At 73.0% G+C, this 16,896-nt stretch carries 15 protein-coding genes and 2 pseudogenes; 8 read left to right on the top strand and 9 right to left on the bottom strand.

The window, feature by feature from the left end:
• Positions 1-80: 80 nt before the first annotated feature.
• Both ligD (ACK8GG_RS02450) and ligD (ACK8GG_RS02445) read right to left on the bottom strand, forming a co-directional pair.
• Positions 81-983 carry a non-homologous end-joining DNA ligase gene (gene ligD / locus ACK8GG_RS02450; RefSeq protein ID WP_440355427.1) on the bottom strand — a complete coding sequence of 301 codons (903 nt, stop codon included), beginning with the start codon at positions 981-983 and terminating at the stop codon, positions 81-83.
• On the bottom strand, positions 973-1,911 hold the full coding sequence (ligD, locus tag ACK8GG_RS02445) for a non-homologous end-joining DNA ligase (RefSeq protein WP_440348470.1): 939 nt from the start codon (positions 1,909-1,911) through the stop codon (positions 973-975). The genes ligD (ACK8GG_RS02450) and ligD (ACK8GG_RS02445) overlap by 11 nt, the downstream gene beginning before the upstream one ends.
• An 87-nt stretch (positions 1,912-1,998) precedes the next feature.
• On the opposite strand from ligD (ACK8GG_RS02445), the gene ku reads away from it, so the two are divergent.
• From ku to ACK8GG_RS02425, 4 genes are all read left to right on the top strand, one after another.
• The gene (ku, locus tag ACK8GG_RS02440) at positions 1,999-3,117 is read left to right on the top strand and encodes a non-homologous end joining protein Ku (protein WP_440355426.1); all 1,119 of its coding nucleotides are present in this window, start codon (positions 1,999-2,001) and stop codon (positions 3,115-3,117) included.
• 175 nt (positions 3,118-3,292) lie between these two features.
• On the top strand, positions 3,293-3,904 hold the full coding sequence (locus ACK8GG_RS02435) for an FKBP-type peptidyl-prolyl cis-trans isomerase (RefSeq protein ID WP_440355425.1): 612 nt from the start codon (positions 3,293-3,295) through the stop codon (positions 3,902-3,904).
• 124 nt (positions 3,905-4,028) lie between these two features.
• Positions 4,029-4,916: an SCO6745 family protein gene (locus tag ACK8GG_RS02430; protein WP_440348473.1), complete on the top strand. Its 888-nt coding sequence runs from the start codon at positions 4,029-4,031 to the stop codon at positions 4,914-4,916.
• Positions 4,917-5,019: 103 nt separating this feature from the next.
• Entirely contained in the window at positions 5,020-6,033 is a 1,014-nt protein-coding gene (locus tag ACK8GG_RS02425; protein ID WP_440355424.1) for an NADPH:quinone reductase, read from the top strand.
• A gap of 61 nt (positions 6,034-6,094) precedes the next feature.
• Here ACK8GG_RS02425 and ACK8GG_RS02420 read toward each other — a convergent pair whose 3' ends face one another.
• From ACK8GG_RS02420 to ACK8GG_RS02410, 3 genes are all read right to left on the bottom strand, one after another.
• The gene (locus ACK8GG_RS02420) at positions 6,095-7,735 is read right to left on the bottom strand and encodes a fatty acid--CoA ligase (RefSeq protein WP_440355423.1); all 1,641 of its coding nucleotides are present in this window, start codon (positions 7,733-7,735) and stop codon (positions 6,095-6,097) included.
• Between the two features lie 82 nt (positions 7,736-7,817).
• Positions 7,818-8,132 carry a hypothetical protein gene (locus ACK8GG_RS02415; protein ID WP_440348476.1) on the bottom strand — a complete coding sequence of 105 codons (315 nt, stop codon included), beginning with the start codon at positions 8,130-8,132 and terminating at the stop codon, positions 7,818-7,820.
• On the bottom strand, positions 8,129-8,413 hold the full coding sequence (locus tag ACK8GG_RS02410) for a hypothetical protein (protein WP_440355422.1): 285 nt from the start codon (positions 8,411-8,413) through the stop codon (positions 8,129-8,131). The genes ACK8GG_RS02415 and ACK8GG_RS02410 overlap by 4 nt, the downstream gene beginning before the upstream one ends.
• A gap of 114 nt (positions 8,414-8,527) precedes the next feature.
• On the opposite strand from ACK8GG_RS02410, the gene ACK8GG_RS02405 reads away from it, so the two are divergent.
• Entirely contained in the window at positions 8,528-9,019 is a 492-nt protein-coding gene (locus ACK8GG_RS02405) for an NUDIX domain-containing protein (protein ID WP_440348478.1), read from the top strand.
• A gap of 36 nt (positions 9,020-9,055) precedes the next feature.
• Here the strand turns inward: ACK8GG_RS02405 and ACK8GG_RS02400 are convergent, their stop codons facing one another.
• Both ACK8GG_RS02400 and ACK8GG_RS02395 read right to left on the bottom strand, forming a co-directional pair.
• Complete coding sequence (locus ACK8GG_RS02400) at positions 9,056-10,657, bottom strand: MDR family MFS transporter (RefSeq protein ID WP_440355421.1); 1,602 nt, start codon at positions 10,655-10,657, stop codon at positions 9,056-9,058.
• 141 nt (positions 10,658-10,798) lie between these two features.
• Positions 10,799-11,392: a type 1 glutamine amidotransferase domain-containing protein gene (locus ACK8GG_RS02395; RefSeq protein WP_440348480.1), complete on the bottom strand. Its 594-nt coding sequence runs from the start codon at positions 11,390-11,392 to the stop codon at positions 10,799-10,801.
• Between the two features lie 147 nt (positions 11,393-11,539).
• Here ACK8GG_RS02395 and rfaE2 point away from each other — a divergent pair, with 147 nt between their 5' ends.
• Together rfaE2 and ACK8GG_RS02385 are read left to right on the top strand one after the other, a co-directional pair.
• The gene (rfaE2, locus tag ACK8GG_RS02390) at positions 11,540-13,345 is read left to right on the top strand and encodes a D-glycero-beta-D-manno-heptose 1-phosphate adenylyltransferase (RefSeq protein WP_440355420.1); all 1,806 of its coding nucleotides are present in this window, start codon (positions 11,540-11,542) and stop codon (positions 13,343-13,345) included.
• Positions 13,342-14,190, top strand: a pseudogene (locus ACK8GG_RS02385) (glycosyltransferase family A protein); the annotation flags it as partial. The gene rfaE2 and the pseudogene ACK8GG_RS02385, both read left to right, overlap by 4 nt.
• Positions 14,191-14,195: 5 nt before the next feature.
• Here the strand turns inward: ACK8GG_RS02385 and ACK8GG_RS02380 are convergent.
• The gene (locus tag ACK8GG_RS02380) at positions 14,196-15,368 is read right to left on the bottom strand and encodes a glycosyltransferase family 9 protein (RefSeq protein ID WP_440355419.1); all 1,173 of its coding nucleotides are present in this window, start codon (positions 15,366-15,368) and stop codon (positions 14,196-14,198) included.
• Positions 15,369-15,787: 419 nt separating this feature from the next.
• A pseudogene (locus ACK8GG_RS02375) lies at positions 15,788-16,255 on the bottom strand (DUF2231 domain-containing protein); the annotation flags it as partial.
• Positions 16,256-16,568: 313 nt separating this feature from the next.
• Here ACK8GG_RS02375 and ACK8GG_RS02370 point away from each other — a divergent pair.
• Positions 16,569-16,796 (top strand): TM2 domain-containing protein, encoded by a 228-nt coding sequence (locus ACK8GG_RS02370; RefSeq protein ID WP_440348483.1) that lies wholly within the window; start codon positions 16,569-16,571, stop codon positions 16,794-16,796.
• Positions 16,797-16,896 lie beyond the last annotated feature (100 nt).

The following is a 16,896-nucleotide window of genomic DNA, read 5'->3' as shown; positions in this document are numbered from 1 at the left end:
CCTACGCCGATGATGTGCCGAACTTTCCGCACATGGCTTCCAGCGAGACGACACACCGAAGAAGCCGGCGCAGGCAGTGCTCAGACCGGCAGCTTCGGGCCACCCTTGAGCAGCGGGGCGAGCAGGTCGCCGTACGTGTCGACGCGCTCCAGGACCTCGGCGGGGCTGAACCGGCGCACGGAGCCCGAGGCGAAATCGGTGACCTCGTCCCAGGTCAGCGGGGTGGAGACCGATGGCAGCGCCTGGGCCCGCAGCGAGTAGGGCGCGACCGTGGTCTTGGCGGCGTTGTTCTGGCTCCAGTCGATGAAGACCTTGCCGGGGCGCAGCTTCTTGGCCATCTTCGACACGATCGTCTTCGGCGACTCCCGCTCCAGCTCGGCGGCGATCCGGTGAGCGTAGTCGCTGACCACGTCGGCGGACTGCTTTCCGGCGATCGGGCAGCACAACTGCATGCCCTTCTTGCCGGAGGTCTTCGGGAAGCTGTCGAGTCCGTCGGCGGCGAGCCGGTCGCGCATCAGCAGCGCCACCTGCGCGCACTGCGGCAGCGCCGCCGGGGCGCCCGGGTCCAGGTCGACCACCATCAGGTCCGGCTCCGCGCCGACGCGCCACTGCGGGGTGTGCAGCTCCAGCGCCGCCAGGTTCGCCAGCCAGACCAGTGTCGGCAGGTCGTCGGCGACCACATAATCCACGGTTTCCCGGGCCTTGGACGAGCCCGGCGCGGGGAGAGTTTCCACGCGTACCCAGTCGGGGGTCGCGGCGGGGGCGTTCTTCTCGAAGAACGACTTGTCGTCGACGCCGTTGGGGAAGCGGATCCGGGTCAGGGCGCGGTCGCGCAGGTGCGGCAGGAGCACCGGGGCGATCCGGGTGTAGTAGTCGATCACCTCGCCCTTGGTGAAGCCCGCCTCCGGGAAGAGCACCTTGTCCAGGTTGGAGAGGTCCAGCGAACGCCCCTGCACCTCGACGCGGATCTTCTCAGCCGGCATCGGAGACCTCCTCCGGTGGTTTGTCGGGGCGCAACCGCAACAGCCGGGGAAAACGCAGCCGCCCGTCCGGGGTGCGCTGGCTGTACTTCACCTCCACCACCACCTGCGGCCTTACCCAGATCGCCCCGCGCGCATCCTCCCGGGGCAGACCTTCGGCGAACGGTGACTCCGGCGTCCGACGCGGCTCCAGCTCGGCCAGGAGCTGCCGCTCGATCGCCGCGCCGATGCCCCCGCCGACGCGACCCCGGAAAATCAACCCCCGGGGCCCCGGTACGCCCACCAGCAGCCCGCCGATGCGACGCGCGCCCGGACGCCAGCCGCCCACCACGAAGTCCCCGGTGACCTCCAGCTTGACCTTCACCCAGTCCGGCGAACGCACCCCCGGCCGGTAAAGCGACTCCCACCGCTTGGCGACGACCCCCTCCAGGCCGTTCTCCCCCGCCGCCTCGTAGGTGGCGACTCCGTCGGCGAAGACCGGCGGCACCGCCCACCGCGCGCCGCCGAGCCCCAGCGCTTCGAGCGCCTCCCGCCGCGACCGGTACGGCCGTCCGGTCAGGTCGGCGCCGTCGAGCCGCATCACGTCGAAAATCATGTACGTCACCGGCACCGACGCCGCGAGTTGCGCGGCGCGGTGGGGGTTGCGCACGTGCATCCGCTCGGCCAACGCGGTGAACGACGGCTGCCCGCTCTCCCCGAGCCGCACCACCTCACCGTCGAGCAGCGCGTCACCGACCTGCTGCGCCAGCGGCGCCAATTCCGGGTAGGCGACCGTTATCTCCGTGCCGGAACGGGCGTAAAGACGCTGCCGTCCGCCGCGGATATCGGCGAGCGCGCGAATACCGTCCCACTTGAATTCGTACGCCCACTGGGGCCCCTCCGGCAGTCCGGCGGCCACGGCGAGCATCGGCCGAAGCGGCGTGCCGGACATTGCTCGACTATAGATCGACGCCGAACACCTCGCGTCGGCTTCGATGGGATGACATCCTGTTCAGAGCCGGTGGAGGGAGCGGGGGAAATGCGCACGATCTGGAAGGGTGCCGTGTCGTTCGGCCTCGTTTCCATTGGCGTGAAGCTCTACTCCGCCACGGAAGAGAAAGACATTCGCTTTCACCAGGTGCACCGGGACGACGGCGGCCGGATCCGCTACAAGCGCACCTGTCAGATCTGCGGCGAAGAAGTCAGCTACGACGACATCGCCAAGGGCTACGACATCGGCGGCGGCGAAATGGTGATCCTCACCGACGAGGACTTCGCCGACCTGCCGCTGACCACCTCGCACGCCATCGACGTGCTCGAGTTCGTCCCCGCCGAGCAGGTCGACCCGATCCTCTACAACAAGGCCTACTACCTCGAGCCCGAGGGGACCGCCACCAAGCCGTACGTCCTGCTGCGTGACGCCCTCAACGACTCGGAGCGGGTGGCGATCGTCAAGGTGGCGCTGCGCCAGCGCGAACAGCTCGCCACCCTGCGGGTCCGCGAAGGCGTCCTGGTGCTCAACACCATGCTCTGGCCCGACGAGATCCGCCAGCCCGACTTCGGCTTCCTCGACGAGGACATCTCGGTACGCGCACCGGAGCTGGCGATGGCGAGCTCGCTGATCGACTCGATGACCGGGCAGTTCGAGCCGGACGCCTACACCGACGACTACCGGGCCGCGCTGCAGGAGGTCATCGACGCCAAGGTCGAGGGGCGGGAGATCGTCGCACCGGAGGAGGCCGAGGAGGCTCCGGCCGCGGCGGTGGACCTGATGGCCGCGCTGCGCGCCTCGGTCGACCGGGCCCGCACCGCCCGCGGCGAGACCGCCGCCGGCGGGGGTGGCCGCTCAGGCGGTGGCGGCGGAGAGGGTCGCGTCGGCGGAGGCGGGGAGCCGACCCCGATCTCGTCGGCGAGATCGGCCAAGGCAGCGAAGGCGGCGAAAGCCCCGGCCAAGAAAGCCACCAAAGCCGCTGAGAAGGACACGAAGACGGCAGCCAAGAAGGCCGGCGAGCCCGCGGCGAAGAAGAGCGGCAAGGCCGCGGCGAAGAAGGCGGCCGGCCCGGGAAGCACGAAGAGCGACACCACCGCCAAGCCCGCCCCGAAGAAACCCGCCGCAAAGAAGCCGGCAGCGAAGAAGACCACTCGCAAATCGGCCTGAGCGGCCTGGAATCCGGCCCGCCGATGCTCCAAGCTTGCTCTCAGCGGGCGCATAGTCGGCCGACGTAATCTCTGCCGAGGTCCCCCCGAGGGCCGGCTGCCCGCCGGCCGATACTTCACAGGAGTCGACGACAGTGAGCGAGCAGGTGCGGAACCGGTCGCCGAAGCAGCGGCCGATGACCAAGATCGAGAAGCGGGCCGCCGCGAAGGCCGCCAAGCGCCAGGCGTGGCTCGCCGCCCAGAAGAAGCACCGCCAGCAGCGGGTCGCCGCGCTCACGAGCGGGGCGGTCGTCCTCGTACTGCTCGTTGCCGCTGCGGTGCTGCTCTGGAACACCTCCGGCGGCGAGGACGAGAGCCCCGCTGCGGACGCACCGGCGAGCGCGCAGTCCTGGGTGCCGCTGCCGGAAGGCGCCGATCCGGCGCTGGCCGTGCGTCCGGCGCCGACCGGGGGCGAGGGCAAGCTCGACGACCTGAAGGTGACCACCTTGATCACCGGCACCGGCGCCGAGGTCGCCGCCGGCGACCACATCGTCGTCAACTACGTCGGCGTCACCTACGCCGGTGGCGAGGAGTTCGACGCCTCCTGGAACGGTTCGGAGCCCTTCGACTTCACCGTGGGCGCCGGTCAGGTCATCGAGGGCTGGGACAAGGGCCTGGTCGGGGCCACCGTCGGCAGCCGGGTGCAGCTCGACATCCCCTACGCAATGGCGTACGAGAGCAGCGGCGGCGGTATCCCCGGCGACCTGCGCTTCGTGGTGGACGTGCTCGACGCCCAGCCGGCGAGCTGAACAGGGCAGACGGGTTACCCGAAACCTGGCATCACCGGTAGGGTGATCACCCGGTGACGGTCCGCAGCGGGCGTACGTCGCCCGCTGCCGGACCGGGTTGGCCCCCGAGCTCTGGATGGTGCGCGTGAACGACGACTCCGGCCGTATCGCCCGCCTGATGTGGGCGCACTTCGAGCCCATCCACGCGGTCTGCTACTTCCACCCCCGCGCCCTGGACTCCTTCCGGGCGGCAGGGCTGCGCGGCTACTGGCGGGGCTACTTCGCGAGCCGGGCAGCGCCACTGGGCGCGGTCGACGCCGCCCCGGTGATCGCCGCCTTCTTCGGTTTCGCCCCGCAGATGGTGACCCGGGCGCTGCCGCACGTCTGGGAGATGGCGACCCCGCAGGAGGTGCTGCGGGCCCGGCTCATCGGCGCCGTGCAGGCGCTGGCCGAGCTGACGTACGACCAGCCCCAGGACCGGATCGCCGAGGCGGCCGACGTGCTGGAGGCAGCGGTGGACCGGTTGGAGCTGGCCGGGCGGGTGCTCGGGTCGGCGAACGCCGCACTGCCGCGCAACGAGTCACCGCTGGCCCGGCTCTGGCAGGCCGCCACCACCCTGCGCGAACAGCGCGGCGACGGACACGTGGCGGCACTGGTCGCCGCCGGGGTCCACCCGGTGGAGGTGCTCGCCTGGCGGGCCGCCCTCGACCAGCGCCGCGAATTCCTCCAGCCCGCACGCGGCTGGACCGACGAGGAGTGGGCGGCCGGCCGGGAACGGGCCATCGCGCGCGGCTGGCTCACCGCCGACGGGACCCCCACCGACCGCGGCCGCGCCGAGTTCCAGGCGATCGAGGACGCCACCGACCGGGCCGCCGCACACCCGTGGCGGGGGCTCGACGCCGCCGACGTGGAGCGGATCGACGAGCTGCTGGACCCGATCGGCCGCGCCGCGCGTACTGTCCTGCCGACCGAGTTCCCGCTGGTGCTCCCCGACCTGCCGCAGCAGCGACTCGCCACCGGCCCGGCCGCCTGACGGGAAGCTCCCCGCGCCCGACCCGGGAATCTCCGCGTCCGTGCGCGATGATCCGGCAAGCTGTGGGGGAAGGCTCGACAGCGCCGACGGCGAGGAGACGCAGATGAGGGCGATCGTCTACGAGCGCAGCGGGGACGCCTCCGTGCTGCGCCTGGTGGAGCGTCCGGTTCCCGAGGCCGGCCCCGGTGAGGTGCTGGTGCGCCTGGCGGTCTCCGGTGTCAACCCGTCCGACTGGAAGGCCCGGCAGAGCTGGCCGCTGCCGGCCGGCTGGCAGACCCCGGGGCAGGACGGCGCCGGGGTGATCGAGGCGGTCGGCGCCGGGGTCGACCAGGCGCTGGTCGGCGAACCGGTCTGGCTCTGGGACGCCGCCTGGCAGCGTCCCTGGGGTACCGCCGCGGAGTACACGGTCGTGCCGGTGCGCCAGGCCGTACGGCTCGGCTCCGCACCGTTCGAGCTGGGGGCGAGCCTGGGCATCCCGTTCCTGACCGCGCACCGCTGCCTCACCGTCGGCGAGACCATGCCGGATCAGCTGCGTCCGGGGGCGCTGGCCGGCCGCACGGTGCTGGTGCATGGCGGGGCGGGCGCGGTCGGCAACGCGGCGATCCAGCTCGCGGCCTGGTCGGGCGCCCGGGTGATGGCGACGGTGAGCAGCCCGGAGAAGGCGCGGCTGGCGGCGGACGCCGGCGCCGGCATGGTGATCAACTACCGCGAGCAGGACGTGGCCGGCGAGGTCCGCAAGATCGCGCCGGACGGGGTGGACGTGATCGTGGAGGTGGCGGCGGCGCAGAACGCCGGGCTGGACGCGCAGCTGATCGGGCAGGACGGCACGGTCGCCGTCTACGCCGACACCGGCGGCGACGTGCTGACGGTGCCGATCCGGCCGATGATGGTGCGCAACGCCCGCTGGCAGTTCGTCTTCACGTACAACACGCCGGGCCTGGCGAAGGCGCGGGCGATCGACGACGTCGGCGCGGCCGCGGCGCAGGGCGGGCTGCGGGTCGGTCCGGAGGCGGGTCTGCCGCTGCACCGCTACCCGCTGGAGCGGGCCGCCGAGGCGCAGCAGGCGGTGCAGGACGGCGTCACCGGCAAGGTCCTGATCACCACCAGCGACAGCTGACAGCCGTGGGGCCGCGCCCGGCGGCCCCGGCTGGACCGGCGGCCCCGGCTGACGGTCGCGGTCAGGTCAGCTGCTCGGCGCGCAGGTCGCCCTCGGCGTAGCGCTGACGGACGACCTTCTTGTCGAACTTGCCGACGCTGGTCTTCGGCACCGCCTCGATGAACGCCCAGCGCTCCGGCAGCTGCCAGCGCGCCAGCGTCCCGGCGAGGAACTCGTGCAGCTGCGCCGGGGTGGCGCTCGCCCCCTCCTGGAGGACCACCGTCGCCAGCGGGCGCTCACCCCAGCGTTCGTCGGGCACCCCGACCACGCAGGCCTCCAGCACCGCCGGGTGGGCCATCAGCGCGTTCTCCAGCTCCACCGAGGAGATCCACTCCCCGCCGGACTTGATGACGTCCTTGGCCCGGTCGGTGAGGGTGATGAAGCCGTCGGCGGAGAGGGCGCCGACGTCGCCGGTGCGTAGCCAGCCGTCGCGGAACTTCTCCTCCCCGGGCGTCTCCTCGCCGAGGTAGCGCCCGGTGACCCACGGCCCGCGGACCTCCAGCTCCCCCACGGAGGCGCCGTCGGCGGGGAGCACCTCGCCGCTCGCGCCGACGATGCGGGCCGCCACCCCGGCCGGCACCCGCCCTTGCGTGTAGCGGTAGCGCCACTCCTGCTCGCCGTCGACGCCGGCCGGTGGCCGGGCGACCGAACCCAGCGGCGAGGTCTCCGTCATCCCCCAGGCGTGGATGACGCGGATGTCGTGCCGCTCCAGGAAGGCGTGCATCAGCGCCGGCGGGCAGGCCGAGCCGCCGACGATCACCTCCCGCAGCGAGGAGGTGTCCGTGGGATGGGCGTCCAGGTAGGTGAGCAGGTCCGTCCAGATCGTCGGCACCGCCCCGGCGATCGTCGCCCGCTCGCCCGCGATCATCGCGGCCAGCGGCTCGGCCTGCAGGAACCGGTCCGGCATGATCAGCGAGGAGCCGGCCATGAACGACGCGTACGGCAGCCCCCAGGACATGGCGTGGAACATCGGCACCACCGCGAGCGTCCGATCGGTGGCGCCGAGCCCGAAGCCCTCCGGCATGCAGACCTGCAGCGCGTGCAGCCAGAGCGAACGGTGCGAGTAGGCCACGCCCTTCGGGTTGCCGGTCGTTCCCGAGGTGTAGCAGAGGGCTGCGGCGTCGCGCTCGTCGAGTTCCGGCCAGTCGTACGTCTCGGGCCGGCCGGCGAGCAGTTCGTCCCAGGCGTGCACGGTGACCCGGTCACCGGCGGAGTGCCGCAGCGCGGCCAGGTCGGCGGGGCCGTTGACCACGACGTGCCGCACGGTCGTCAGCTGCGGCAGCACCTTCGCCAGCAGCGGCAGCAGGGTGTGGTCGACCAGCACCACGTGGTCCTCGGCGTGGTTGGCGATGTAGGTGAGCTGGTCGGGGAAGAGCCGGATGTTCAGGGTGTGCAGCACCGCGCCCATGCCGGGCACCGCGAAGTAGGCGACGAGGTGCTCGGCGTTGTTCCACATGAAGGTCGCCACCCGCTGGTCGCCGGTGACCCCGAGGTCGCGCAGGGCGTGCGCCAGCCGGGCGGCATCCCGCCCCACCTGCGCGTACGTCGTGCGGCGGGGCTCGGCGCCGCCGGCGGTGACGACCTCGGCGCTGCCGTGCACGGTGGCCCCGTGCTCCAGCAGGCGGGAGATCAGCAGCGGAGTGTCCATCATCGTGCTGCGCATGTCGCCAACCTAGTGGCCCAGGTCACACCAGGGGAACCCCCGGCGCGACGAGCGTCGATGCCGAAGGATGTCGGGCAACCCCCTACGCAGCGGCGGGACTCTTTCGCCGGGCAACCTGGGTCAGCGCGCGTACGACGTCGGCGGGCCGTACGGTGATCGGCTCGTCGCCGGCGGCGTCGAGCGCGGCGTAGTGGGCCTCCACGATCTCCCGCAGGATCGCGCCCGGCTTGAGACCGCGCGCCTGCGCGTCCTCCAGCACCCGCTGGGCGATGTCGCTCGAATACCGGGCGGACATCGTCACCTTCGTCGCCGGCGGGGTGTTGTCGACCACCGCGCCGGACCAGTCCTGGCTGTTGAGCGACTCCTGGGCCGCCTTGATGTCATCTGCTCGACTCATCGTCCGTCCCTCTCCATCAGCTTGTGCAGTGGCTGCGCCTCGTCCTCGTCGAGCCACCGCGCCCCGGCCACGACGTACTCGTCGTCGGCCTCCTCGATGAGCGCCACCGCCAGCAGCCGCCCGTCCGGCACCGCGCCGACGATGTGCAGCACCGCACCGACGTGGCGGACGATCCGCGGCCGGGCCGCGGTGAGCACGTGCAGGGCGGCCTGCCAGCCCACACCGGCCCGATCGAGCGCCTCGTAGCTGGCGCAGGAGAACCGGTACGGGTCGACCATCATGGGCAAAGTATACAAACGCATACACCTGATGCGGCGGCTTGCGGAGAGGATTTCTGCGCCGCCCCGGTCAGCAGAGCCCACCCGCCGGCGCCCCGGCACTCCTAAGGTGGTGCGGTGAGCATTTCCTGGGAAGAGTCCTACGTCGGTCAACTGCGGGCACTCGCCGGGGACCGCGTACTGCTCTTCGTCGGCGCACGGGGCGTGGTCCGCGACGAGGCGGGCCGGTTGCTGCTGATCCAGCGCTCCGACAACGGGCACTGGGCGCTGCCGGCGGGCGCGATGGAGCTGGGCGAGTCGATCTCCGACTGCGTGATCCGGGAGGTACGGGAGGAGACCGGCCTGCACGCCGAGGCGGTCACCCCCGTGGCCATGTACACCGGCCCGGAACGTACCCACACCAACATGTACGGCCACACGTACCAGCTCTTCAGCGTCGCGTTCCGGGTCGACCGCTGGTCGGGGACGCTGGCGACCGTCACCGACGAGACCACCGACGCCCGCTTCTGCGCCCCGGACGAGTTCCCGGCCCCGCTCTCCCCCTCGGTGATCGAAACCCTGGCCGACCTGGCCGCCTTCGAGAAGTCCGGCAACGTCGTCCTGAAGTGAGCCCGCGCCGCCCGCTCATCGGGCGGCGGGCAGGCATCAGGCGCTCCCCTCGGTACGGGCCTGGAGGGCGGCGGCCTCCGCGTCGTCGGCGGGCAGCTGCGGGCCCGGGCCGCGCAGCCTGCGGTCGGGCAGGGCGAGGGTGACCAGGACGGCGACCACGGCGACCGCGGCGGTGGCGAGGAAGACGTTGTGCAGGGCGTCGACGAAGGCACCCCGGATGGCGTCGCGCAGCGGCGCGGGGAGTCCGACGATCACCGCAGGTTCGTTGACCGAGATCCCGGCTCCGCCGCTGGCGGCGACCGCCGCCGCCTGCTCCGGCGGCAGCTGGGCGATGACCGCGGGCAGCCGCGCGGCGAGTCCGTCGGTGAGCCGGGCCGTGAGCACCGCGCCGAGAATCGCCACCCCGAACGCCCCGCCGAGGGACCGGAAGAAGGTGGCCGCGGCGGTGCCGGCGCCCATGTTCCGGGCGGTGATGGCGTTCTGCACGGCGAGCACCAGCGACTGCATGCAGAGCCCCAGCCCGATGCCGAGCACCGTCAGATAGCCGAAGGCCAGCCAGAGCGAGGTCTGGACCTGCAGCCGGGTCAGCAGCAGCAACCCGACGGTGAGGATCGCCGTGCCCGCCACCGGAAACCACTTGTACCGGCCGATCCGGCTCATCGCCCGGCCGGTGAGCACCGAGGTGACGATCACCCCGAACATCATCGGCAGCAGCAGGAAGCCGCTGCGGGTCGGCGAGGCCCCCTTGACGATCTGCAGGTAGAGCGGGATGTAGATGATCGACCCGAACATCACCAGGCCGAGGACGAAGCCGGCGATGTTGGCCAGGGCGAAAGTGCGCCCACGGAAGAGCCGCAGCGGCAGGATCGGTTCACCCGTACGCGACTCCTGGAGCAGGAAGAGCGCGCCGAGCAGCACGCCGGCGGCGAAGAGCCCGACGATCACCGGTGAGCCCCAGGCGTACTCGGATCCGCCCCAGCTCAGCGCGAGCAGCAGCGTGCTGACCCCGGCCACCAGCAGCAACGCCCCGAGCCAGTCGAGCTGGTGCGGGCGGCGCTGGAACGGCACGAGCCGCAGCACGTGGTAGCAGACCACGATCGCGGCGATGCCCAGCGGCACGTTCACATAGAAGATCCAGCGCCAGTTGGTCTCGGCGAAGTAGCCGCCGACCAGTGGCCCGGCGACCGCGGAGACACCGAAGACCGCGCCGAATACCCCCTGGTAGCGGCCGCGTTCCCGGGGGGAGACCACATCGGAGATGATCGTGAAGGCGAGGGTCATCAGCCCGCCCGCGCCGAGCCCCTGCAGGCCGCGGGTGGCGATGAGCTGGGTCATGTCCTGCGCCATTCCGGCCAGCAGCGAGCCGGCGAGGAAGACCCCGATCGAGAAGAGGAAGACCGGCCGCCGCCCGACCAGGTCGGCCATCTTGCCGTAGAGCGGCGTCGAGGCGGTCGAGGCGAGCAGGTACGCCGTGACCACCCACGAGTAGTGGTTGATGCCGCCGAGCTCACCGACGATGGTGGGCAGCGCGGTGCCGACGATGGTCTGGTCGAGCGCGGCGAGCAGCATGCCGGTGATGAGACCGGCCATCAGCAGCCAGAGTTGACGCCGGCTCAGTGCGGGAAAGGTTGCCTCCACCCCGCCATGCTCGGCCTGGGCCGCCGCCCGCCGCTGAGCTTTGGCGGTATTGGCCGCAACCGCCGACGCCGCCGGGCACCAGTCCCGGCGGCGTCGAGTTGACGGCGACGGCCCGGCCTTTCGACGCGGGCCGGTTGCTGCCTACTGCTGGGCGCTGACCGGCGTGCGCTGCTGCTCGCGCTGCCCGCGGTGCACGCCCTCGGCGAACTCCTCCACGATCTTGGCGTTGAAGGCCGGGATGTCGTCCGGCTTGCGGCTGCTGACCAGCCCGTTGTCGACGTGCACCTCGGCGTCGATCCAGTTCGCCCCAGCGTTGGTCAGGTCGGTGCGCAGGCTCGGCCAGGAGGTGATGGTCCGTCCCTGCACCACCCCGGCCTCGATCAGCGTCCAGGGGCCGTGGCAGATCACGCCGACCGGCTTGCCCGCGTCGAAGAACGAGCGCACGAACCGGACCGCGGCCGGATCACCGCGCAGCTCGTCGGGGTTGGCGACGCCACCGGGGAGCACCAGCCCGTCGTAGCGCTGCGGGTCGGCGTCGCCGACGGTGACGTCCACGTCGTACGTGCTGCTCTTGTCGAGGTGGTTGAAGGCCTGGATGCTGCCCGGCCGCAACGCCACCAGGTCCACCTCACCGCCGGCTGCGCGGACGGCCTTGGCGGGTTCGGTGAGCTCCACCTCCTCGACCCCGTCGGTGGCGAGGAACGCGATCCGCTTGCCTTGCAGACTCTTCGTCATGGTCATCGTTTCCTTTCCTGTGGGGGTGGTTGCCCCGGTTCTCCCGGGAAAGCTCCTCTTCCTGCTTCCCGCAGCCGGCCCCACCAAACGCCGCGCGGAGCCGTACGCGGCAGGTTTGAGCAGGACCGACAGGGGGATCCGCGCCGCATGACGGCAGCGGGAGCGGATCGACGGCGGCTCGCGTCGGTGGTCCACAGCTGGGCCGGACGTCCGGTGCTGGTGCTCGGGGACGCGATGCTCGACGAGTGGCGTTTCGCCGACCCGGACCGGCTCTGCCGGGAGGCGCCCGCGCCGGTGCTGACCCTGCGGCGGCGCAGCTGCGCGGCCGGCGGCGCGGCGAACACGGCGGTGAACCTGGCCGCCCTCGGCGGTGCGGCGACCCTGGTCTCCCCGGTCGGCGCGGACGCCCCCGCCGACGAACTGCACGACTGTCTGGGACGCGCCGGCGTGCAGGACCGGACGGTGAGCCTGCCGGGCCGGCACACGGCGGTGAAGCGGCGGATCCTCGCCGCCGGGCAGATTCTGCTCCGCGAGGACTCCGGCGGCGCCGACGATCCGCTCACCGGCGAGGCCGTCGAGGAACTGCTCGGCACCCTCGCCGAGACGACCGAGGAGCTGCGCCGGGCCGGTGACGGCACGCCACCGCCCCTGGTCGTCTGCGACTACGGCCTGGGCGCGCTCCCCGGTCCCGTACGGGACTGGCTGGTGCGCCACCGCGACCGGTTCGGCGTCGTGGCGCTGGACGCCCACGACCTGGCGCTCTGGCGGGGACTGGCGCCGACGGTGGTGACACCGAGCTTCGCCGAGGCGACCCGGCTGCTCTCCACCGCGGCCGACCCGACCGGTGTCGCGACGCCGGCCGACGATCCGGGCGCGGCGCCCACCGGTGGTGAGCCGGCGGCCGGCGCGGACCGGGTGGAGCTGACCAGCGACGGGCGCAGCGTCACCGGGGCCGGGCTGACCGTCAGCACCGCCCCCGGCGCCGGCACGGACCGCGCGGTGCTGGCCGGCGCCCGCCTCGCGGAGCTGCGGGAACGCACCGGCGCCGCGGTCGTGGCGATCACCCTGGACACCGACGGCGCGATCGTCGGCGGTGCCGACGGGGCGCAGCGGCGCAGCCACAGCACGCCGGTGCCGGCCAGCCACGCCGTCGGCGCCGGTGACGCCTACCTGGCGGCGATGACGCTGGCGCTGACCGCGCAGGCGCCGCTGCCGACGGCCGCGCAGCTCGCCCAGCTCGCCGCCACCAGCACCGTCACCGCCACCGGCACCTGCGTCTGCCACCGCGACGACCTGCTGGCGGCCCTGGGCGGCGAGGAGCCGGCCACACGCGGCGACATCGTCGCCGAGGCCGCGGAGCTGCTCGACCTGATCGGACGGCACCGGGACGCGGGCCGCTCGGTGGTCTTCACCAACGGCTGCTTCGACGTGCTGCACCCGGGGCACGTGCGCTACCTGGAGCAGGCCGCACACCTCGGCGACGTGCTGGTGGTGGCGGTCAACGCCGACGACAGCGTACGGCGGCTCAAGGGCCCGGACCGGCCGGTCAACCCGGTGCAGGACCGGGTGGCGGTCCTCGCCGCGCTCTCCTGTGTGGACCATGTGGTGGTCTTCGAGGAGGACTCGCCGTCGGCGCTGATCGAGGCGGTCCGGCCCGACGTCTACGTCAAGGGCGGCGACTACCCGCCGGAGATGGTGCCGGAGGCGCCGCTGGTGCGCCGCCTCGGCGGCGAGGTCCACACCCTCGGGTACGTCCCGGACCGCTCCACCTCGGCGATCATCGACCGGATCCGCGCCCACGACCGCGGCCCGGCCCCCGACCGCGGCCCGGCCCCGGACCGTGCGTCCGCCACGGCCGATCCCGCCACGGCCGATCCTGTTGCGGCCGATCCCGTCGCCGGCACCGCACCCGCGGACGCGGCCGGGCGTGACCACCGAGTCCGGGAACCGTGAACCGGCCGCTGGATCCGGGCGAGGCCGGGCAGTTCCGCACCGGCCGTGAGCTCGACGTGCTCATCCCGACCCGCAACCGTCCCACCGAACTTGCCGTGACCCTTTCCGGGCTGGCCGCGCAGGAGGCCGCTGGTGACTTCGGGGTGGTGGTCAGCGACCAGTCCGACGCCGCCGCGTCCTGGGCCCACCCGGTGGCCGCCACGATGGTCCGCGCGCTGCGCCACCGCGGGCATCCAGTCCTGCTCACCCGGCACCTGCCGCGCCGTGGGCTCGCCGAGCACCGGGCCTGGCTGCTGGACCACTCCGCGGCCCGCCGGGTGCTCTGCCTCGACGACGACGTCTGGCTGGAGCCGGGCACACTGCGCCGGCTGCTGACCGCCCTGGACTCACTCGACTGCGGCTTCGTCGGCAACGCCGTGCACGGCCTCTCCTACGTCGACGACGTACGCCCGCAGACCCACCGCCACTACGAGCCGTGGGACGGGCCGCCGACGCCGGAACGGGTCCGCCCCGGCACGCCGCAGTGGGACCGTTCGCTGATCCATCCGGCCGCGAACCTGCTGCACATCACCGCCGGCCTGGGACTGCCGGCGGAGGCGTGGCAGGCGTACAAGGTCGCCTGGGTCGGGGGGTGTGTCCTCTACGACCGGCAGCGGCTGCTCGACTGCGGCGGCTTCGACTTCTGGCGGCGGGTGCAGCCCCGGCACCAGGGCGAGGACGTCGCCGCCCAGCTCGCCGTGCTGGAGCGCTACGGCGGTGCCGGGGTGCTGCCCAGCGGCGCGTACCACCTGGAGTCGCCGACGACGGTCACCGAGCGGGAAGTGGAGGTGTACGAGGTGCTGCTCACCGCTCAGGACGGCGGCCGCAGCAGCTCCCGCGCCGCCTCCAGCACCTCCGCCACCGGTACGTCGCCGACGAACGAGTCCCGGTGGGAGCACTCGCCGTCGCCGGGGCGCGCCGGGTAGATGCCGCGGGTGCAGTCGATGCCGCAGACCGGGCAGTGCACCGTCCAGGAGGCGATCGGGCGGTGTGCGCCGCGCAACGGCGTCGCCCCGTTGAGCAGGTTGCCGATCCAGTAGACGCCGACCGTGGGGGTGCCGACCGCGGCTGCCACGTGCAGCGGCCCGGTGTCGTTGGAGATCACCAGCTCGCACTGGTCGTACGCGCCGATCAGCCCGCCCAGGTCGAGCGTGCCGACGACCGGCCGGGCCGCGCCGGCGGCGGCGTCGATCACCCGGTCGACGGTCTCGGCTTCGGCGGGGGTGCCGGTGACCAGCACCTCGAAGCCGTCGGCGGCGAGCGCCCGGGCGACGGCGGCGAAGTTCCCGGCCGGCCAGCGCCGCCGGGTGTCCGTCGCCCCCGGGTGCAGCGCCACCCGGGGCCGGGTCGGCGCACCGAGCACCTCGGTCGCCTGTGCCCGGTCGGCGTCGGTGACCGTCAGCGACGGCAGGACGGTGGTGGGGGCGGCGCCGACGAGCCCGGCGACCTCCAGATAGCGGAATACCTCCGGCTGGTAGTAGACGTAACGCAGCCAGCGGTCCAGCGGCGGGGCGTCCTCGGCGCGCAGCCCGGCGGTCAGCCGCGCCCCGAGGGCGGTCACGATCGGGTTGGAGTTCTTCCCGCCGCCGTGCAACTGGATCGCCAGGTCGAAACCTTCGGCGCGGGTCTCCTCGACGAAGCGCCGCATCGCCTCGGGTGCGGGCTGCGGTTCGCCGGGGTCGGGGGCGCGGATGCCCTGCGCGGGCGGGATCACCAGCACCCGGTCCACCGGGGACGGCCGGCCGGCCAGTAGCTTCGCGTGCCAGGGGGCGGCGAGCAGCACCAGTTCGGCGTCCGGGTAGGCGGCGCGCAGGGCCGCCAGCGCGGGCAACGCGAAGACGAAGTCACCGAGGGCGTTGGCGCGCAGCACGGCGATCCGGCCGACCCCGGGCAGCCGTTCGCCGACAGCCCCGGCCACCCCCGGCTGCCGCTCGCCGGCCGTTCTGGTCTGCCGCTCGCCGGCCGTTCTGGTCGCCTCCGGCATGCGTGCGGTCCTCAGTCCCGGCGGGGGTTGCGGGTGCCGTCGCCGCCGCCGCGGCGGTGCCCGGCGATGCCGGTCGCGCCACGCCGTACCTCGTCTGCGCTGTCGGTGCGCCGGTCATCCCCGGCCGCACTGCGCTGCCCGTCGCCGGTCGGCTGGTGCCCGTCACCGCCGTCGGCGGCCGCCTCCCGGGCGCGGTCACGGCGCCGCGCCCAACCGTCGCCGGTGACGATGTCGGGGTGGGCTTCGCCGGCGCGGGGCCGGTCGTGTCCGTCGGGGGTGGCGACGTCGGGGCGGTGCATCTCCCGGTCGGCCGCCGGGTCACCGGAGACGGCGATGTTCCCCGCTGCCCCGCCGGTGCGCCGGCCGCGGTCGCGGTCCAGCGGCCGCCCTTCGCGTTCGGTGGCCGCCGGCACCGGCCCGCGCAGGGAACTCGGCGCGTCGACGTTGGCGTTGTTGTCCACGCCGACGCCGAGCCGGTCGACGAGTTCACCGCCGAGCCAGCCGCTGACCCCGAGGCCCGCGAGCGCCACCACCTCGATGGCGACGAGCGCCCCGCCCGCGCTGTAGCCATCCTCGGCGACGCGCAGCGCCCAGACCGCGGCGAAGAGCAGCAGCACCGCGACGTTGATCGAGGCGTGCAGCAGGCCGACCCGCTTGGCCCGGGTACGCCGCGGGATCGACGCGAGATCCAACGAGCCGACCGCGGCGGCGACCAGGCCGACGATGATGCCGATGGTGATGTTCCAGAAGGCGATCTCGCCGAAGACCGCCGAACCGCCGAAGGCGTCGACCAGGTCGAAGGCGGTGCCGGTGATGAGCAGCGCCACGGGGAACATCACCAGCATCGGATGCACGGGGTGGCCCAGCAGTTTGACTCGACTCTCCATCGCGATCTCCCATCGCCGGTTCTCGCCGCCTGACCTGCGGCGTCAGCGCGCCGGCCGGTTCAACTGGCAGCGCCGTACCCATTGCCCTGCCCGGCAAACACCGCAGCTGCCACCGAAGGGGCGTATTCCGCAAAAGTGCCGCCGGGGCGCCGGCCGCTCCGTGCCGCCGGGTGCCGGCCGCTCCCCGTGCCCGTCGGCGGCCGGCCGTGTTGTTGATCGCGTTCGCTACCGTCCTGCTGGACGGCCACCCCAGGCCGGCACCAGCAACGAAGACGGCGGCCCCACCGCCGCCGCACACCCCCAGGAGTACGACGTGTCGCAGCCGATTCCCGCGAACCAGAAGTCGACCGGCGTCGCCTACCTGCTCTGGCTCTTTCTCGGCGTCCTCGGTGTCCACCAGTTCTACCTGGGCAAGACCGGCCGCGGGCTGCTCTACCTCTTCACCTTCGGCGGCCTGCTGATCGGCGTGCTCATCGACCTGTTCACGCTGCCGGCGCAGGTGCGCCAGGTGAACACCGAACTGGCCGTCGGCACCCGCTGAACCCGGCGCGGCCTGCGGCGGGGCACCAGCCCTGCCGTAGGCTGACGGCGACATGCAGGGCACGGAAACCGGTGGGCAGCGCGATGGCCGAGGTCGGCTG

The sequence above is a fragment of the Melissospora conviva genome, assembly GCF_049523535.1.
GTDB lineage: Bacteria > Actinomycetota > Actinomycetes > Mycobacteriales > Micromonosporaceae > Melissospora > Melissospora conviva.
The sequence above is the reverse complement of the archived record's forward strand: the minus strand, read 5'-3'. Positions and strand labels throughout refer to the sequence as shown.

Coding starts and splice junctions, on each gene's coding strand:
- ligD (WP_440355427.1), bottom strand. CDS start 983: ATGCCGGCTGAGAAGATCCGCGTCGAGGTGCAGGGGCGTTCGCTGGAC.
- ligD (WP_440348470.1), bottom strand. CDS start 1,911: ATGTCCGGCACGCCGCTTCGGCCGATGCTCGCCGTGGCCGCCGGACTG.
- ku (WP_440355426.1), top strand. CDS start 1,999: ATGCGCACGATCTGGAAGGGTGCCGTGTCGTTCGGCCTCGTTTCCATT.
- ACK8GG_RS02435 (WP_440355425.1), top strand. CDS start 3,293: ATGACCAAGATCGAGAAGCGGGCCGCCGCGAAGGCCGCCAAGCGCCAG.
- ACK8GG_RS02425 (WP_440355424.1), top strand. CDS start 5,020: ATGAGGGCGATCGTCTACGAGCGCAGCGGGGACGCCTCCGTGCTGCGC.
- ACK8GG_RS02420 (WP_440355423.1), bottom strand. CDS start 7,735: ATGCGCAGCACGATGATGGACACTCCGCTGCTGATCTCCCGCCTGCTG.
- ACK8GG_RS02415 (WP_440348476.1), bottom strand. CDS start 8,132: ATGAGTCGAGCAGATGACATCAAGGCGGCCCAGGAGTCGCTCAACAGC.
- ACK8GG_RS02410 (WP_440355422.1), bottom strand. CDS start 8,413: ATGATGGTCGACCCGTACCGGTTCTCCTGCGCCAGCTACGAGGCGCTC.
- ACK8GG_RS02395 (WP_440348480.1), bottom strand. CDS start 11,392: ATGACGAAGAGTCTGCAAGGCAAGCGGATCGCGTTCCTCGCCACCGAC.
- rfaE2 (WP_440355420.1), top strand. CDS start 11,540: ATGACGGCAGCGGGAGCGGATCGACGGCGGCTCGCGTCGGTGGTCCAC.
- ACK8GG_RS02380 (WP_440355419.1), bottom strand. CDS start 15,368: ATGCCGGAGGCGACCAGAACGGCCGGCGAGCGGCAGACCAGAACGGCC.